Below are 16,656 nucleotides of genomic sequence, written 5' to 3'. Positions count from 1 at the left end.
GCACCCGGCCACTCGTCACAGCCCGCGCAACACCAGCACCACCCCGAGTGCGGCGAGCCCCGTCGCGCCGAGGGCGACCGCCGGGAGCGAGCGCCCGTCGAGGGGAGCCGGCCCGGTTCCGGTGCCACGCCGCCAGTAGATCGGCAGCGCCGCGCCCCAGCCGGCCAGGGCCGCGCCCGCGAGCAGCAGGCCGCCCAGGTCACCGCTGAGCGCCTGCCGGACGGTGAGCGCGGTCACCACGGTCAGGGTGAGCGCGGTTCGTCGCCACGCCAACCGGGTCCGCTCCGGCTGCAGGCCGGGGTCGCGCGGCGACCCTCCGCCGCTCCCGCCGTCCGGGTCGGGATACGCCCTCCGGGCGGGCTCCGCGGGGCCGGGCCGGTCCGTCATCGACCGCCTACCGCGTCGACCAGCACCGCGGTGACCAGCAGCAGCGCGCCGAGGCCGACGCTGAGGGCGAGTACGGCGGGGAACCGGGACGCGGGCAGCTCCTCGCCGAGCCGGATCGCCCGCTCGGTACGGGCCCAGTGGTCGACCGCGCGGACCGCCACCGCGCCGCCGAGCAGCAGCAGGACGACCGCGATCGCCTCGCGCAGGTGCCGTAGTGGCAGCGGCGGCAGGAACTGGGCGACGGCCAGCCCACCGCCCACCAGCGCCAGCCCGGTACGCAGCCAGGCGAGGAAGGTCCGCTCGTTGGCCAGCGAGAACCGGTAGTCGGGGGTGCTGCCGACCGAGCGCAGCTCCCGCGGGTCGAACCAACGCCTGATCGACTGCCACACGTCGTCGATTATCCGCTGGTCACCGGCCGTAGCCTGAAGCGATGACAGATCTTGATGCCGCCACCCTGCGCGCCGCGTACGACGCCCAGCTCCGACCCGAGCTGCCCGAACCCGTGCCGGCGGGGGTGACCGTCGAGCAGGACGGACCGCTGTACCGGGTGCTCGGCCTCGATCACGGCGGTTTCCTCACCTACCGCGACCTGGGCGGTCTGACGGGTGCGGCGCTCGACGAGTTGATCGCCCGGCAGGTCGAGCTGTTCCGGCAGCGGGGCGAGCGGGTGGAGTGGAAGCTCGCCGGCCACGACGAGCCGGCGGACCTCGCCGATCGGCTCCGCTCGGCCGGGTTCGTGGCGGAGGAGCGGGAGACCGTCGTGATCGGACCGGTCGCGCCGCTGGCCGCGGCCCTTCCGGTGGTGCCCGAGGGGATACGCCTGCGGGAGGTGACCGCCCGCGCCGACCTGGACCGGATCGTGGCGATGGAGGAGGAGGTCTGGGAGGCCGACCGCAGCCACCTCGGGACGGCCCTGGAGCGGGAGATCGCGACGGACCCGCAGTCGATCACCGTCGTGGTGGCCGAGGCGGGGGAGACCGTGGTGAGCGCGGGCTGGATCCGCTACCTGCCGGGCAGCGGCTTCGCCTCGCTCTGGGGCGGCTCGACCCTGCCGCAGTGGCGGCGCCGGGGCATCTACCGGGCGTTGGTGGTCCACCGGGCCCGGCTCGCCGCGCAGCGGGAGCGGACCCTGCTCCAGGTCGACGCCTCCGACGACAGTCGGCCCATCCTCGAGCGGCTCGGCCTCGTCGCGGTCACCACGACGACTCCCTACGTCTACACTCCGTGATCATGGTCCAGGAGTTGACGGACGAGGAGCGGTTGACGCTCAAGACCGGCGCGTTCGGCGCGGTCTTCCTGGTGTCGAACGTGGACCCGGGCATGCTCTCGGTGCTGAAGGAGAGCATGGCGGCGTCGGAGGTGTTCGCCGACGCGTCCGGTGTGGTCCGGGCGGCGCTCACCACCGGTCCGCTGCCGAGGCTGCCGCGTGAGTCGCCGCCGGAGATCGAGGCGACGGTGCTGCCGGCGCTCGGTCGGGCGGTGCGGATCCTGCGCGAGAAGTCCCCGGCGGACGTGGCGGTGTACCGCGAGGTGGTGCTCGCCGCCGCGGACCGGGTGGCCCGGGCGCACGCCGGGGTGGCCCCGGCCGAGGCGGCGGTGATCGAACGGATCAGAGCGGCGCTGACCGAGGTGGGGTGATCGGAGCACCCGTGGGCGATTTGCGTGGTGGCCTGTGTCACTCTGTTCCCCCCGGGGCCGATAACTTACCGGCAGGTAACATAGCGGCCGTGGGCAACCGCACAGCGGCCCGCAGTTGACCGATCGTTAAGTCACGCGGGAGGCTGCGGCCCAGACCGGGCGAGCGATTTCGCAACACCACACAGGAGGGGTCGTCGAAGCGCGATGAACATCGTCGTACTCGTCAAGCAGGTGCCCGATTCGGGCGCGGACCGCAACCTGCGCAGTGACGACAACACCGTCGACCGCGGTTCGGCGAACAACGTCATCAACGAGATGGACGAGTACGCCATCGAAGAGGCGTTGAAGATCAAGGAGGCGCACGGCGGCGAGGTGACCATCCTGACCATGGGTCCGGACCGGGCGACCGAGTCGATCCGCAAGGCGCTCTCCATGGGCCCGGACAAGGCCGTGCACGTCGTGGACGACGCGCTCCACGGCTCCTGCGCCGTGACCACCTCGAAGGTGCTCGCCGCCGCGCTGGGCACCCTCGGCGCCGACCTGGTGATCTGCGGCGCCGAGTCGACCGACGGTCGGGTCCAGGTCATGCCGCACATGATCGCCGAGCGGCTGGGCGTGGCGGCGCTGACCGGCGCCCGCAAGCTCACCGTCGACGGCGGCACGCTCACCATCGAGCGGCAGACCGAGGAGGGTTACGAGGTCGTCACCGCCTCCACCCCCGCCGTGGTCTCCGTCTGGGACACCATCAACGAGCCGCGCTACCCGTCCTTCAAGGGCATCATGGCGGCCAAGAAGAAGCCGGTGCAGACCCTCTCCCTGGGTGACCTCGGCGTCGCCCCGGCCGAGGTGGGCTTCGAGGGCGCCACCAGCGCCGTCGTGGAGCACAGCAAGCGTCCGCCGCGCTCCGGCGGCGCGAAGGTCACCGACGAGGGCGAGGGCGGCGTCAAGCTGGTCGAGTTCCTCGCCACCGAGAAGTTCGTGTGAGGGGTCCGGACATGTCTGAGGTTCTCGTCGTCGTCGAAGCCACCCGCGAATTCGGCGTCAAGAAGGTCACCCTGGAGATGCTCACCCTCGCCCGCCAGCTCGGCACGCCCAGCGCGGTCGTGCTCGGCGGCCCCGGCGCCGCCGAGGCGCTCAGCGCCAAGCTGGGCGAGTACGGCGCGGCGAAGATCTACGCCGCCGAGGGTGAGGAGATCGACGGCTACCTGGTGGCCCCGAAGGCCGGCGTCCTGGCCGACCTGGTCCGCCGCGTCCAGCCCGCCGCCGTGCTGCTCGCCGGCTCCCAGGAGGGCAAGGAGATCGCCGCCCGGCTCGCGGTCAAGCTGGACAACGGCATCCTGACCGACGTCGTCGCGCTGGACGCCGACGGCACCGCCACCCAGGTGGCGTTCGCCGGCTCCACGATCGTGAAGTCCAAGGTCACCCGCGGCCTGCCGCTGGTCACCCTCCGGCCGAACTCGGTCAACCCCGAGCCGGCCGCCGCCGAGCCGGCGGTCGAGCAGCTCGCCGTCGCCGTCGCCGACACCGACAAGCTGGCCAAGGTGGTGCAGCGGGTCGCCGAGCAGAAGGGGTCGCGCCCGGAGCTGACCGAGGCGTCGGTGGTCGTCTCCGGCGGCCGTGGCGTCGGCAACGCGGACAACTTCAAGCTGGTCGAGGAGCTGGCCGATCTGCTCGGCGGCGCGGTCGGCGCGTCCCGCGCGGCCGTCGACTCCGGCTTCTACCCGCACCAGTTCCAGGTCGGCCAGACCGGTAAGACGGTCTCCCCGCAGCTCTACGTCGCGCTCGGCATCTCCGGGGCGATCCAGCACCGGGCCGGCATGCAGACCTCGAAGACGATCGTCGCGGTGAACAAGGACGCCGAGGCGCCGATCTTCGAGCTCTCCGACTTCGGCGTGGTCGGCGACCTCTTCAAGGTCGTGCCGCAGGCCGCCGAGGAGATCCGCAAGCGGAAGTAACCCGACCCTCCGGGCACCGCACCCCGCCCGCCGCGAGCGGGCCACCCCGCGCCGCCCGCCGCGAGCAAATACAGTGAAAGAGTGGCCATTCCGCCGTGAATGGCCACTCTTTCACTGTTCTTGTCTGCCGGTGTCCGGACGGCGGGTGGGGGCGGTGACTGATGGGAGCTGATCGGCGGGCCGGGGAGCTGAACCGGCCCGCCGATCAGCCCGTCAGGGGCCCGGCGTGCGGTCGCCGGGCACGCCGGGCAACGTCGGCGCGGGACATCGACATCGAGTATGCCTGATCTGCGCGGGTTCGACACCGCCCGAGGCGATGATCCCCTGTCGGTCGACTCGGAATCCCAGGTACCCCGAAATCGCCCCGGAGATGCGTGCCCGCCCCCGGTCGATCAGCGCGGGCGCCTCGCGACGTACGTGCCGGTGCCCTCGACCGTCGAGCATCCGTCCGACCGCCGTAGGCTGAGTGGTGATGGCTTACCTGGATCACGCGGCGACCACTCCGATGCTCGACGAGGCACTGGAGGCGTACGTCGCCACCGCTCGCGAGCTCGGCAACGCGTCGGCGCTGCACGCCGCCGGTCGGCAGGCCCGCCGACGGGTCGAGGAGTCCCGCGAACGGGTGGCCGCCGCCCTGGGCGCCCGGCCCTCCGAGGTGATCTTCACGGGCGGCGGTACGGAGAGCGACAACCTCGCCGTCAAGGGCATCTTCTGGGCCCGCCGGACGAGCGCGGCGCAGCGACGTCGGCTGGTCTCCAGCGCGGTCGAGCACCACGCGGTGCTGGACGCCGTGGACTGGCTCGGCGGGCACGAGGGCGCGGAGGTCGACTGGTTGCCGGTCGACAGCGCCGGTCGCCTCGATCCCGCCGCGCTCCGCACCGAGCTGGCGGCCCACGGCGATCGGGTCGCGCTCGTGACCGCGATGTGGGCCAACAACGAGGTCGGCACCGTGCAACCGATCGGCGAGCTGGCCGCGGTCGCCGCCGAGTACGGTGTGCCCTTCCACACCGACGCGGTCCAGGCGGTCGGGCAGGTGCCCGTCGACTTCGCCGCCAGCGGGGTCTCCGCGCTGACCGTGACCGGACACAAACTCGGCGGGCCGGTGGGCGTCGGCGCACTGCTGCTCGGCCGGGACGTGGCGGCCACCCCACTGCTGCACGGCGGCGGGCAGGAACGCGACGTCCGCTCCGGCACGCTGGACACCGCCGGCATCGTGGCCTTCGCCGTCGCCGTGGAGGCGGCCGTCAAGAGCCAGCAGGAGTACGCGGCACGGGTCGCCGAGCTCCGCGACGACCTGGTCGAGCGGGTCCGCCAAGCCGTGCCCGACGTCGTCTACAACGGCGATCCGGTCGACCGGCTCCCCGGCAACGCGCACTTCTCCTTCCCCGGCTGCGAGGGCGATGCCCTGCTGCTGCTCCTCGATGCCCAGGGCATCGCCTGCTCCACCGGGTCGGCCTGCTCGGCAGGGGTGGCCCAGCCTTCGCACGTACTGCTGGCGATGGGCGCCGACGACGCGCGGGCCCGTTCGTCGCTGCGCTTCACCCTCGGGCACACCTCGTCGCAGGAGGAGGTCGACGCGCTCGTCGCCGCCCTCCCCGGCGCGGTCGAACGCGCCCGGCGCGCCGCCGCGTACCGCACGCCCCGCTGATCGGAGCCCTGTCGGTGCGGGGCGGACGGGCCGGGCAGGGCGGTCGGCCGGAACGGGCGGTTAGGGTTGTGGGGCGGAAGGGAGTGAATCGGTGAGGGTATTGGCGGCGATGTCCGGCGGGGTCGACTCGGCGGTCGCGGCGGCGCGGGCGGTCGACGCGGGGCACGACGTCACCGGCGTGCACCTGGCGCTCTCCCGCAATCCACAGACATACCGCACCGGCGCGCGGGGCTGCTGCACGCTGGAGGACTCGCGCGACGCGCGACGCGCCGCCGACGTGATCGGCATCCCGTTCTACGTGTGGGACATGGCCGACCGGTTCCACGAGGACGTGGTCGACGACTTCGTCGCCGAGTACGCGGCCGGTCGTACCCCGAACCCGTGCCTGCGCTGCAACGAGAAGATCAAGTTCGCCGCGGTGCTGGACCGGGCGGTCGCCCTCGGCTTCGACGCGGTCGTCACCGGCCACCACGCCCGGCTCGGCGCGGACGGTCTGCTGCGCCGCAGCGTCGACGTGGCCAAGGACCAGTCGTACGTGCTGGCGGTGCTCACCCGGGAGCAGCTGGACCGGTCGGTCTTCCCTCTCGGTGACTCGACGAAGGCGCAGGTCCGGGCCGAGGCGGCGCAGCGTGGACTGGCGGTCGCCGAGAAGCCCGACTCGCACGACATCTGCTTCATCGCCGACGGCGACACCCGCGGCTTCCTCGCCCAGCGGCTCGGCGAGCAGCCGGGCGACGTGGTCGACGCCACCACCGGCGCGGTCGTCGGCAGCCACGCCGGCGCGTACGCGTACACCGTCGGCCAGCGGCGCGGGCTGCACCTGGACCGGCCCGCCCCGGACGGCCGGCCCCGCTACGTGCTCTCCATCACCCCGAAGACCAACACCGTGACCGTCGGCCCGGCCGAGGCGCTGGAGGTGTCCCAGGTGCGCGCGAACCGGCCGATCTGGACCGGCGGCGCGCGCCCGGACGGCCCGATCGAGTGCGAGGTGCAGCTGCGCGCCCACGGCGACGTGGTGCCCGCCACCGTCGCGCTGGACGGCGAGACGCTCCACGCCGAGCTGCGCCGTCCGATGCGGGGAGTCGCCGCCGGCCAGGCGGTGGTGGCGTACCGGCCGGACCCGGCCGGCGACGTCGTGCTCGGCTCCGCCACCATCGTCGGCTGAGTACCCGCCACCGGGCGGTTCGGCAGGATCCACCGGATACCCTTCGGCGGTGACAGATCAGGCGTGGCCCTGGCCGGCCGGCGCAGCGACCGGCATCGGATCGCTGCCCGGCACCGACATCGCCGAGGCGCAGCGGATCGTCCTCGGTGAACTACCCGACCTGCCGCACCTGCCGGAGCTGCCGGCCCGTGGGCCGGGCGCCGAGCTGATCGGCCGCACCGCCGGCCTGCTGGTCGAGCTGCCCGTGGAGCTGTACGCGGGCCGCTGGCGGATCGCTCAGCGCCCCGGCCGGGAGCTGCGCCGCGCGCGGGACCTCATGGAGCGTGACCTCGATCAGCTCGCCGAGCAGGCCGATGAGTACGCCGGGCCGGTCAAGCTGCAGGCCGGCGGGCCGTTCACCCTCGCCGCCGCCCTCGAACTGCCGATCGGCGGCCGGATGCTGCGCGATCCGGGCGCGGTACGGGACCTGACCGGCTCCCTCACCGAGGGGCTGCGCGAGCACGTCGCGGCGGTGGCCCGGCGGCTGCCCCGGGCGTCGGTGCTGCTCCAACTCGACGAGCCGTCGCTGCCCGCGGTGCTCGCCGGAAGAGTGCGCACCGAGAGCGGGCTCGGCACGTACCCGGCTGCGGAGCCCGAGGTCGTGGCGGGCCTGCTGCGCTCGCTCATCGAGGCGGTGGGGGTGCCGACCGTGGTGCACTGCTGCGCGCCGGAGGTGCCGGTGGAGCTGATCCGCTCCACCGGAGCCGTCGGCCTGGCCCTCGACCTGTCCCTGGTCACCGATCTGGACCCGCTCGGCGAGGCGATCGACGCCGGGCTCGGGCTGCTCGCCGGCGCCGCGCCCACCCGCCCGCCGTCGACCGGTCGGGCGCCGACCTCCGCGGAGGTGGCCGACCGGGTACGCACGCTCTGGGACCGCCTCGGCTTCCCCCGCGCCCGCCTGGCCGAGCAGGTCGTGGTCACCCCCGCCTGCGGGTTGGCGGGCGCCCCGGCGGAGTACGCCCGGGCCGTGCTGAAGGCCTGCCACGACGCCGGCCGGCGGCTCGCCGAGGACTGAGTTTCCCTGTCGTACCCGCTGGGCAGAATCACCGGCATGATTGGACAGCTGCGTTCGACGGTGATCGACTGCCCCGATCCGCACGCCCTGGCCACGTTCTACTCGGAGCTGCTCGGCCTGCCCGTGACGCATGCCGACGAGGACGACTGGGTGGTGCTCGGCGGCCCGCCCGGCCAGCATCCGCGTGTGGCGTTCCAGAAGGCGCCCGACCTGCGCCCGCCGACGTGGCCGGCTGCGGAGGTCCCGCAGCAGCTCCACCTCGACGTGACGGTGACCGACATCGAGGCCGCCGAGAAGGCGGCGCTCGCGCTGGGGGCCCGGCGGCTGCCCGGCGAGGGCGAGGGCTTCCGGGTCTACGCCGACCCCGCCGGCCACCCGTTCTGCCTCTGCTGGGACTGACGAGCCCGCACGCCGCCGTCTGGCGGTGGTCGCACCCGACGGGCATGATCACCGGCATGATCGATTCCTCGCGCGACCGGGTGGCCGGATCACTCTTCGGGCTCGCCTACGGTGACGCCCTCGGTAAGGAGACCGAGTTCCTGCCGGTCGCCGAGATCGTCCGGCGGCACGGGCCGACCGGCCCGCGCGAGCTGGTCGGCGATCCGGCGCTGGTCACCGACGACACCCAGATGGCACTGGCCGTGGCCTGGGCGCTGCGTACCGCCCCCGAGCTGACGCCGGCGGCGGTGGAGCCGGCGCTGCGCCGGCGGTTCCTCGACTGGGCGGCGAGCCCGGAGAACAACCGGGCGCCGGGGATGACCTGCCTGCGGGCCTGCGGCGACCTGGCCCGGGGGCTGCGCTGGCAGGAGGCGACCGTGGCCGGCTCGAAGGGCTGCGGGGCGAACATGCGGGTCACCCCGGTCGGGCTGCTCGACGTCGATCTGGACACTCTCGCCGGGCTCGCCCAGCTTCAGGCCGGTCTCACCCACGGGCATCCGACCGGGCTGGCCGCGAGCGAGCTGACCGCGTACGCCGTGCGGCTGCTGCGCGACGGCGCCGCCCTCGACCAGCTGCCCGACCTGCTCACCGACCGGGCACGGGAGCAGCGCCACCGCTACCGCGCCGAGTGGCTGGGCGACCTGTGGCAGCGCTCCGGCTCGACGGACCCGGCGCAGTTCATCGCCCGGGGCTGGGACGAGTGCCTCGCCGTGCTGGGCCGGCTGACCGACGCGCTGGCCCGGCCGGATGACGGTGGCGACCCGTGCCGACTGACCGGCGAGGGCTGGGTGGCCGAGGAGGCGCTCGCCACCGCCCTGTACTGCGCGCTGCGGCACGCCGACGACCCGGTCGGCGCGCTGGCCCGGGGCGCCACCACCGCCGGTGACTCGGACTCCATCGCGGCGCTGGCCGGCGCGTTCGTGGGCGCGGCCGTGGGCATGTCCGCCTGGCCGGCCGACTGGGCCACCCGCATCGAGTACGCCGACCAACTAACCACCCTCACCACCCCCTAACCCCCCGGCCCCCGCTCCGCGCGTCGATCATGAAGTTGTTGTCGACCGAAGCGGCGTGTCGCGGCAACAACTTCATGATCAACGGGTGGGGCGGGCCGGCGGGTGGGTGGTTGTCGTATCCGCCGGTTACCGTGCCCGGGTAGCGTGATCAGGGAGGTCAAGCGGTGTCCGAAGGTGGCGGCGTGTCCGAGGAGCGGATCGACCAGCAGGTCAGCCCGGCGCAGGAGGCGGCGGCGGGCGGCGAGCCGACCCCCGAGGCGCGGGAGCGGCACACCACGCTGAGCCGTGAGCTGACCGAGCATCAGTACCGCTACTACGTGCTCGACTCGCCCACCATCACCGACGCCGAGTTCGACCGCCAGCTGCGCGAGCTGGAGGCGTTGGAGGCGGAGTTCCCGGCGCTGCGCACGCCCGATTCGCCCACCCAGCGCGTCGGCGGGACCTTCTCCACCGACTTCACCCCGGTCCAGCACGCCGAGCGGATGATGTCGCTCGACAACGCGTTCGCCGACGAGGAGCTCGCGGCCTGGGCCGAGCGGGTCGAGCGTGACGCCGGCGGTCCGGTGCCCTACCTCTGCGAGCTGAAGGTCGACGGGCTCGCGATCAACCTCACCTACGAGCGTGGCCGGCTGGTCCGGGCGGCGACCCGCGGCGACAGCCGCACCGGTGAGGACGTGACCGCCAACGTGCGCAGCATCCGGGACGTGCCGGGTCAGCTCACCCCGTCACCCGAGTTCCCCGACGTGCCCGAGTTCCTCGAGGTCCGGGGCGAGATCTACTTCCCGGTGGCGGCCTTCGCCGACCTCAACGCGGGCCTGGTGGAGCAGGGCAAGCCGCCGTTCGCCAACCCGCGTAACGCCGCCGCCGGCAGCCTTCGCCAGAAGGATCCGCGGATCACCGCGTCCCGGCCGCTGCGCCTGGTGGTGCACGGCATCGGCGCCCGGCGCGGCTTCCAACCGGTCGCGCAGTCGGAGTCGTACACGGCGCTGAAGGCGTGGGGCCTGCCGACCAGCGACCGGTGGCGGGTCGTGCCCGACCTCTCCGGCGTCGCCGAATACATCGCCTACTACGCCGAGCACCGGCACGACGTCGAGCACGAGATCGACGGCGTCGTCGTCAAGGTCGACCCGGTCGCCATCCAGGGCCGGCTCGGCTCGACCAGTCGCGCCCCCCGCTGGGCGATCGCCTTCAAGTACCCGCCGGAGGAGGTCAACACCAAGCTGCTCGACATCGACGTCGAGGTCGGGCGCACCGGCCGGGTCACCCCGCGCGCGGTCCTCCAGCCGGTCAAGGTGGCCGGCTCCACGGTCGCGTACGCCACCCTGCACAACGGACGCGAGGTGGAACGCAAGGGCGTGCTGATCGGTGACACGGTGGTGATCCGCAAGGCCGGCGACGTGATCCCCGAGGTCCTCGGCCCGGTCGTCGATCTGCGACCCGCCGACGCCCGGCCGTTCGTGATGCCCACCCACTGCCCCGCCTGCGGCACCCCGCTCGCCCCCGCCAAGGAAGGCGACGTCGACATCCGCTGCCCGAACTCCCGCAGCTGCCCGGCGCAGTTGCGGGAGCGGGTCTTCCATCTCGCCGGACGCGGGGCGTTCGACATCGAGGTGCTCGGCTACAAGGGCGCGGCGGCCCTGCTCGACGCGGAGATCATCCGCGACGAGGGTGATCTCTTCCAACTCGACGCCGAGCAGCTCACCCGGTCGCCGTTCTTCGTCAACAAGGACGGCAGCCTCGGCAGCAACGCGGTGAAGCTGCTCGACAACCTGGCCGTCGCCAAGGAGCGGGAGCTCTGGCGGGTGCTCGTCGCGCTCTCCATCCGGCACGTCGGCCCGACGGCCGCCCGGGCACTGGCCCAGCACTTCCGCTCCGTCGAGGCGATCGACGAGGCCAGCGAGGAGGAGCTCTCCTCCGTCGACGGCGTCGGCCCCACCATCGCCGCCAGCATCCGCGAGTGGTTCGCCGTGGACTGGCACCGCGAGGTGGTCCGCAAGTGGGCCGAGGCCGGCGTACGGATGGCCGAGGAGGCGGCCGACGAGGGCCCACGTCCGTTGGAGGGGCTCACCGTCGTGGTCACCGGCACGCTCGCCGGCTTCTCCCGCGACCAGGCCGCGGAGGCGGTGCAGAGCCGGGGCGGCAAGGTCAGCGGTTCGGTCTCGAAGAAGACGGGCTTCGTGGTGGTCGGCGAGAACCCGGGGTCCAAGGCGGAGAAGGCGGCCGGCCTCAAGGTGCCGATCCTCGACGAGGACGGTTTCCGTCTCCTCCTCGACCAGGGACCGGACGCCGCTCGCGAGGTGGCCCGCGTCGAGGGCTGAGGCTTGCTTCCGCGACCGCGGGTGAACCGGCGCGCCGCCGGCCGGGAAGTCCGGGAACGCCGCGCGCCTGCGCCGGCTGGGGCGTATACCAAGTTAATTACGACTACGACCGATTCGTGACTGTCATACCGGGAAAGCCGGCACCGAGGGCGTTTCATTGGTGCACGGCGTGTGAAGGTCCACGCCGACCGCTGTCCGGGAGGTGCGATGGAGGTCGCGGACCCGCGCAACGTCGTTCCGCCGGGACGCGTGGCGCCGTTTCTCGCCTTCATCGGCGCCATCCTCGCCCTGGCGTTGCTGGTCGCGGCCGGTCCACTGGTGACACTGCCGGATCGACTGCCCGACCTGCCGGTGGCGTTCTGGACGATGGCGGCGCTCGCGGTGGTCTGCGACGCCCGCCCGTTCGTACCGCCCGGCCGGCGGCAGTCGTCGGCGGTCTTCCCGTCCACCTGCTTCACCTTCGCCATCCTGCTCGGTTGGGGACTGGGACCGGCGGTGGCGGTGCAAGCGGTGGCCGTGATCGTCTCCGGCTGGCGGCTACGGCACGCCATCTGGCGTACGTCGTTCAACGTCGGCCAGTACGCCTGCGCCCTCGCCGCCGCGTACGCGGTCACCCGACTCGGGCCGGGCACCGTCTTCTCCGGCGGTGTGCTGCACACCTCCGACGTCGTGGTGGTGGGCAGCGCGACGCTCGTCTGGTTCCTGGTCAACTACGTGTTGGTCAGCACGGCGGTACGACTGCGCTTCGGCGGCCGCTGGTGGCCGAGCTTCCGGCAGGGCCTCGGCTTCGAGCTGCTCTCCACCGGTTCGCTGCTGCTGCTCGCCCCGGTGCTGGTCGCCGCGGCCCGCACCAGCGCCGCGCTGATCCCACTGGTGCTGGTGCCGCTCTTCGCCGTCTACCGGATGGCCCGGCTCACCGTCGAGCAGCAGCAGCTCGCCTCCCTGGACCCGTTGACCGGCCTGCCGAACCGCAAGGCGCTGCTGGCCGAGGTCGCCGAGCAGGTGCACCTGCACGCCGAGCGGTCGGGGCGGGGCGAGCCCGACGCTCACCTCGCGCTGCTGCTGATCGACCTCGATCGGTTCAAGAACGTCAACGACGCCCTCGGCCACGCGGTGGGGGACCGGCTGCTGGTCGAGGTCAGCCAGCGGCTGACCGCGCTGGTCGGTGGGCGCGACATGGTGGCCCGGCTGGGCGGCGACGAGTTCGCCATCGTGATGACCGGGCTCACGACGGTCGCCGAGGCTCGTGAACTCGCCGACCGGGTGGTCCGGACGCTCGCCGAGCCGGTGCCGCTGGACGGGCTGCCGCTGGACGTCGGCGGGTCGATCGGCATCGCGCTCTTCCCGGAGCACGGCGAGGACTTCGCCACCCTGATGCGCCACGCCGACGTCGCCATGTACGACGCGAAGCACCGCAACGACACGATCGCCGTCTACACCGCCGAGTCCGACCACAACTCTCCCGAGCGGCTCGGGCTCCTGGCGGATCTGCGCCGGGTGCTGGAGGCCGGCCCGGCCGTCGACGAGCCGGCCGACACCGACGAGCCGGCCGACGGCGGAGCCGGTGACTCGGCCGACGTCGCGGAGGTCCCCCTTGGCGCCGGCGGGACGCGGGGCGGGGACGGCGCGGCCCTCGCCACCGCCGCCGATCAGTCCGGCGGCGGGGTGCCGAGCGCGGAGGCGGAGGTCGGTCCCGCGTTGACCGGGGAGGTGACCGGCGTGCGGGCGAGGCGGTGGTGGTCCCGGCAGCGGGAGCGCCGCACCGACGTGCTGCCCGAGGACGAGCTGATCAGCCGGATCGTGACCGGCGCCGACCCGACCCGCCGCCGCGGCGGCCGTACCGGGGCGGAGCTGGTCGACCGGGGCGCGGTCGTCGACCGTGGGACGCGCAACGGTCGCGAGCCGGGTACCGAGCCGGATGTGCCCGGACTCGGCGGCGCTCCCGAGGCGGTCGAGCGGGCGGCCAGCCCGGCCGCCGCGACGGGGACCGGTGGCGCCGGTCGGCACCGGCTCCGGCCGGCCGAGGCCGATCCGGCCGTCGACGTCGGCGAGATCACGATGTACTACCAGCCGCAGATCGCCATCGCCACCGGTGAGGTGGTGGGTGTCGAGGCGTTGTTGCGCTGGCGGCATCCACGACGCGGAATGGTCGATCCGGAGGAGCTGATCCGGGTCGCCGAGCAGAGCGCCGTGATGCGGCTGCTCACCCGCCGGGTCGTCGACGACGTGGTGGAGCAGCTCGCGAAGTGGTCGGCCACCGGGGTCGGCCTGCGGGCCGCGCTCAACGTGAGCGTGCGCGACCTGCACACCGGTGAGATCGCCGACCAGATCGCCGACCGGCTGACCCGCTACGGCGTACCGCCCGAACGGCTGCAACTGGAGATCACCGAGGGTGCGCTGATGGCCGACCCGCGACGGGTGCTGGCGACCATCTCCCGGCTGCACCGGATCGGGGTGGCGATCTCGCTGGACGACTTCGGCACCGGGTACTCGTCCCTGCAGCACCTGCGCCGGTTACCGCTCTCCGAGGTGAAGGTGGACCGCAGCTTCGTGCTCGGCATGGCCGACGACCCCGACGACGCGGCGATCGTACGGTCGATGATCGAACTGGCGGGCGCTCTCGGCCTGCGGGTGGTCGCCGAGGGGGTGGAGGACGAACGGACCTGGCGGATGCTGCACGCCGCCGGCTGCGACGCCGCCCAGGGCTGGTTCTACGCCCGGCCGATGCCCGCCCAGGAGTTGGTCACCTGGCTGGCCCGGTACCGCCCGGTGCGCCCCACCGGCGGTCCGGACCCGGACCTGCGCCGCCGGCCCGCCCGCTGAACCCGCCCCGGCCCGCCCGGTCGTCCCGCCCCGGCCCGCCCGGCGCTCGCCCCGGCCCGCGCGGTGGTCCCGTCCCCGTCGGCTTGGCGCCCGGCACCGGCCCTCGCCCCGCCTTGGGTGATCGACACCGACCTCCTTGAAGTCGCGTTAACCGATCGCCGGGACACCCCGACCTCCCGGCAACCCGAGTCGATCATGCGATCGCCGGTGATCGGGTGGACCGGGATCGGGCGCCACGACGGCGCGGAGGGGGAGTGGGGGGACGTCACGCCGGCACGGAACAATAGACTCGCTCCGGTCACCGCGCGTCACTCCGCACAGCTCGCGCGGTCGCAGACCGGCCGGACACAGGACCGTCACGAAGGGGGCACGATGGCCGCCATCTCCCGCGAGGAGGTCGCGCACCTGGCGCGCCTGTCGCGGCTCGCCGTAACCGAGGAGGAGCTGGACACGTTCGCCGGCCAGCTCGACGTGATCCTCCAGGCGGTCGCCCAGGTCGGCAAGGTCGCCGCCGCGGACATCCCACCGACCTCGCACTCGGTGCCGCTGACGAACGTCCTGCGTGAGGACGTCGAGACGCCGTGCCTGACGCCCGAGGAGGCGTTGTCGGGCGCGCCGGACGCCGAGCAGCAGCGGTTCCGCGTCCCCCGGATCCTGAACGAGGACTTGGCGTCATGAGCGAGCGAATCAGCATCATCAGCGCGCGGCGGTGCGCCGGCGAGCGAAGCGAGGCGGCGGCATGAGCGATCTGACCAGGAAGACCGCGGCGGAGATCGCCGCGCTGGTGGCCGGCGGGGAGACCTCCGCCGTCGAGGTCACCCAGGCCCACCTCGACCGGATCGCGGCGGTCGACGACCAGGTGCACGCGTTCCTGCACGTCGACACCGAGGGCGCGCTCGCCGCGGCCCGGGCGGTCGACGAGCGCCGCGCGGCCGGTGAGCCGCTCGGCCCGCTGGCCGGGGTGCCGGTGGCGGTCAAGGACGTACTCGCCACCAAGGGGGTGCCGACCACCGTCGGGTCGAAGATCCTGGAGGGCTGGCGCCCGCCGTACGACGCGACGATCGTCGAGCGGCTGCGCGCGGCCGGCACGGTGATGCTCGGCAAGACGAACATGGACGAGTTCGCGATGGGCTCCTCCACCGAGTACTCGGCGTACGGCGCGACCCGCAACCCGTGGGACCTGAGCCGGATCCCGGGTGGCTCGGGCGGCGGCAGCTCGGCGGCGCTGGCCGCGTACGAGGCGCCGCTGGCGATCGGCTCGGACACCGGCGGCTCGATCCGCCAGCCGGGCGCGGTCACCGGCACCGTCGGGGCGAAGCCGACCTACGGCGGCACCTCCCGCTACGGGCTCGTCGCCTTCTCCTCGTCGCTGGACACGCCCGGCCCGTGCGCCCGTACGGTGCTCGACGCCGCGCTGCTGCACGAGGCGATCGCCGGGCACGACCCGCGTGACTCCACCTCGATCCCGCAGCCGGTGCCGAACGTGGTGGCCGCCGCGAAGCTCGGTGCCACCGGCGACCTGACCGGTGTGAAGCTCGGCATCGTGACCGAGTTCGTCGGCGAGGGCGCCGAGCCGGGCGTGATGGCGGTGTTCCGGGAGGCGGTCGACGCGCTGACCAAGCTGGGCGCCGAGATCGTCGAGGTCTCCTGCCCGAACTTCACCTACGCGCTGCCGGCGTACTACCTCATCGCGCCGAGCGAGTGCTCCTCCAACCTGGCCCGGTTCGACGGCGTCCGGTTCGGCCTGCGGGTCGGCGACGACGGCAGCCGGTCGCTGGAGGAGGTCATGTCGCTGACCCGGGAGGCCGGCTTCGGCCCGGAGGTCAAGCGCCGCATCATGCTCGGCACGTACGCGCTCTCGTCGGGCTACTACGACGCCTACTACGGGCAGGCCCAGAAGGTCCGTACGCTCATCACCCGGGACTTCACCGCGGCGTTCGAGCAGGTGGACGCGCTGATCTCGCCGACCACCCCGTTCGTGGCGTTCCCGATCGGCGAGCGCACCGCCGACCCGTACCAGATGTACCTGGCCGACCTGTTCACCATCCCGACCAACCTCTACGGCGGGCCCGGCATCTCGGTGCCGTGCGGGCTCTCCGACGGTCTGCCGGTCGGTCTTCAGGTGATGGCCCCGACGATGGCCGACGACCGGATGTACCGGGTCGCCGCCGCGTTGGAGAGCGCCGTCGGCACGTTCACCCCACCGGCACTGTGAGG

The 16,656-nt window shown here is 73.4% G+C and carries 15 protein-coding genes; 13 read left to right on the top strand and 2 right to left on the bottom strand.

The window, feature by feature from the left end; translation table 11 throughout:
- Positions 1-15: 15 nt before the first annotated feature.
- Both D7147_RS13790 and D7147_RS13785 read right to left on the bottom strand, forming a co-directional pair.
- A complete protein-coding gene (locus D7147_RS13790) occupies positions 16-387 on the bottom strand; it encodes a DUF202 domain-containing protein (RefSeq protein ID WP_120677463.1) in 372 nt (123 codons plus the stop codon).
- On the bottom strand, positions 384-776 hold the full coding sequence (locus tag D7147_RS13785) for a YidH family protein (protein WP_120677461.1): 393 nt from the start codon (positions 774-776) through the stop codon (positions 384-386). Before D7147_RS13785 ends, D7147_RS13790 begins: the two co-directional genes overlap by 4 nt.
- Before the next feature lie 41 nt (positions 777-817).
- On the opposite strand from D7147_RS13785, the gene D7147_RS13780 reads away from it, so the two are divergent.
- The 13 genes from D7147_RS13780 to gatA all read left to right on the top strand — a co-directional run bounded on the left by D7147_RS13780 (position 818) and on the right by gatA (position 16,654).
- A complete protein-coding gene (locus D7147_RS13780; protein ID WP_120677459.1) occupies positions 818-1,615 on the top strand; it encodes a GNAT family N-acetyltransferase in 798 nt (265 codons plus the stop codon).
- A 2-nt stretch (positions 1,616-1,617) separates the two neighbouring features.
- Positions 1,618-2,025, top strand: a complete 408-nt coding sequence (locus D7147_RS13775) for a hypothetical protein (RefSeq protein ID WP_199734171.1) — start codon at positions 1,618-1,620, stop codon at positions 2,023-2,025.
- Positions 2,026-2,229: 204 nt separating this feature from the next.
- Positions 2,230-3,009: an electron transfer flavoprotein subunit beta/FixA family protein gene (locus D7147_RS13770; RefSeq protein ID WP_120677455.1), complete on the top strand. Its 780-nt coding sequence runs from the start codon at positions 2,230-2,232 to the stop codon at positions 3,007-3,009.
- Positions 3,010-3,020: 11 nt separating this feature from the next.
- On the top strand, positions 3,021-3,980 hold the full coding sequence (locus D7147_RS13765; protein ID WP_120677453.1) for an electron transfer flavoprotein subunit alpha/FixB family protein: 960 nt from the start codon (positions 3,021-3,023) through the stop codon (positions 3,978-3,980).
- Between the two features lie 472 nt (positions 3,981-4,452).
- On the top strand, positions 4,453-5,628 hold the full coding sequence (locus D7147_RS13760; protein WP_120677845.1) for a cysteine desulfurase family protein: 1,176 nt from the start codon (positions 4,453-4,455) through the stop codon (positions 5,626-5,628).
- 91 nt (positions 5,629-5,719) lie between these two features.
- Positions 5,720-6,793 carry a tRNA 2-thiouridine(34) synthase MnmA gene (gene mnmA, locus D7147_RS13755; protein ID WP_199716715.1) on the top strand — a complete coding sequence of 358 codons (1,074 nt, stop codon included), beginning with the start codon at positions 5,720-5,722 and terminating at the stop codon, positions 6,791-6,793.
- A gap of 49 nt (positions 6,794-6,842) precedes the next feature.
- The gene (locus D7147_RS13750) at positions 6,843-7,847 is read left to right on the top strand and encodes a uroporphyrinogen decarboxylase/cobalamine-independent methonine synthase family protein (RefSeq protein WP_120677450.1); all 1,005 of its coding nucleotides are present in this window, start codon (positions 6,843-6,845) and stop codon (positions 7,845-7,847) included.
- Positions 7,848-7,883: 36 nt separating this feature from the next.
- Positions 7,884-8,246 (top strand): VOC family protein, encoded by a 363-nt coding sequence (locus D7147_RS13745; RefSeq protein ID WP_199734170.1) that lies wholly within the window; start codon positions 7,884-7,886, stop codon positions 8,244-8,246.
- A gap of 56 nt (positions 8,247-8,302) precedes the next feature.
- The gene (locus D7147_RS13740) at positions 8,303-9,298 is read left to right on the top strand and encodes an ADP-ribosylglycohydrolase family protein (RefSeq protein ID WP_120677843.1); all 996 of its coding nucleotides are present in this window, start codon (positions 8,303-8,305) and stop codon (positions 9,296-9,298) included.
- A 182-nt stretch (positions 9,299-9,480) separates the two neighbouring features.
- Positions 9,481-11,616: an NAD-dependent DNA ligase LigA gene (ligA, locus tag D7147_RS13735; RefSeq protein ID WP_120677446.1), complete on the top strand. Its 2,136-nt coding sequence runs from the start codon at positions 9,481-9,483 to the stop codon at positions 11,614-11,616.
- A gap of 207 nt (positions 11,617-11,823) precedes the next feature.
- The gene (locus D7147_RS13730) at positions 11,824-14,439 is read left to right on the top strand and encodes a putative bifunctional diguanylate cyclase/phosphodiesterase (RefSeq protein WP_120677444.1); all 2,616 of its coding nucleotides are present in this window, start codon (positions 11,824-11,826) and stop codon (positions 14,437-14,439) included.
- 372 nt (positions 14,440-14,811) lie between these two features.
- Positions 14,812-15,117, top strand: a complete 306-nt coding sequence (gene gatC / locus D7147_RS13725) for an Asp-tRNA(Asn)/Glu-tRNA(Gln) amidotransferase subunit GatC (RefSeq protein WP_120328591.1) — start codon at positions 14,812-14,814, stop codon at positions 15,115-15,117.
- 61 nt (positions 15,118-15,178) lie between these two features.
- The gene (gene gatA / locus D7147_RS13720; RefSeq protein ID WP_120677442.1) at positions 15,179-16,654 is read left to right on the top strand and encodes an Asp-tRNA(Asn)/Glu-tRNA(Gln) amidotransferase subunit GatA; all 1,476 of its coding nucleotides are present in this window, start codon (positions 15,179-15,181) and stop codon (positions 16,652-16,654) included.
- Positions 16,655-16,656 lie beyond the last annotated feature (2 nt).

The organism is Micromonospora musae (assembly GCF_003626545.1).
GTDB lineage: Bacteria > Actinomycetota > Actinomycetes > Mycobacteriales > Micromonosporaceae > Micromonospora > Micromonospora musae.
This window is presented reverse-complemented; position numbering and strand designations above follow the sequence as displayed.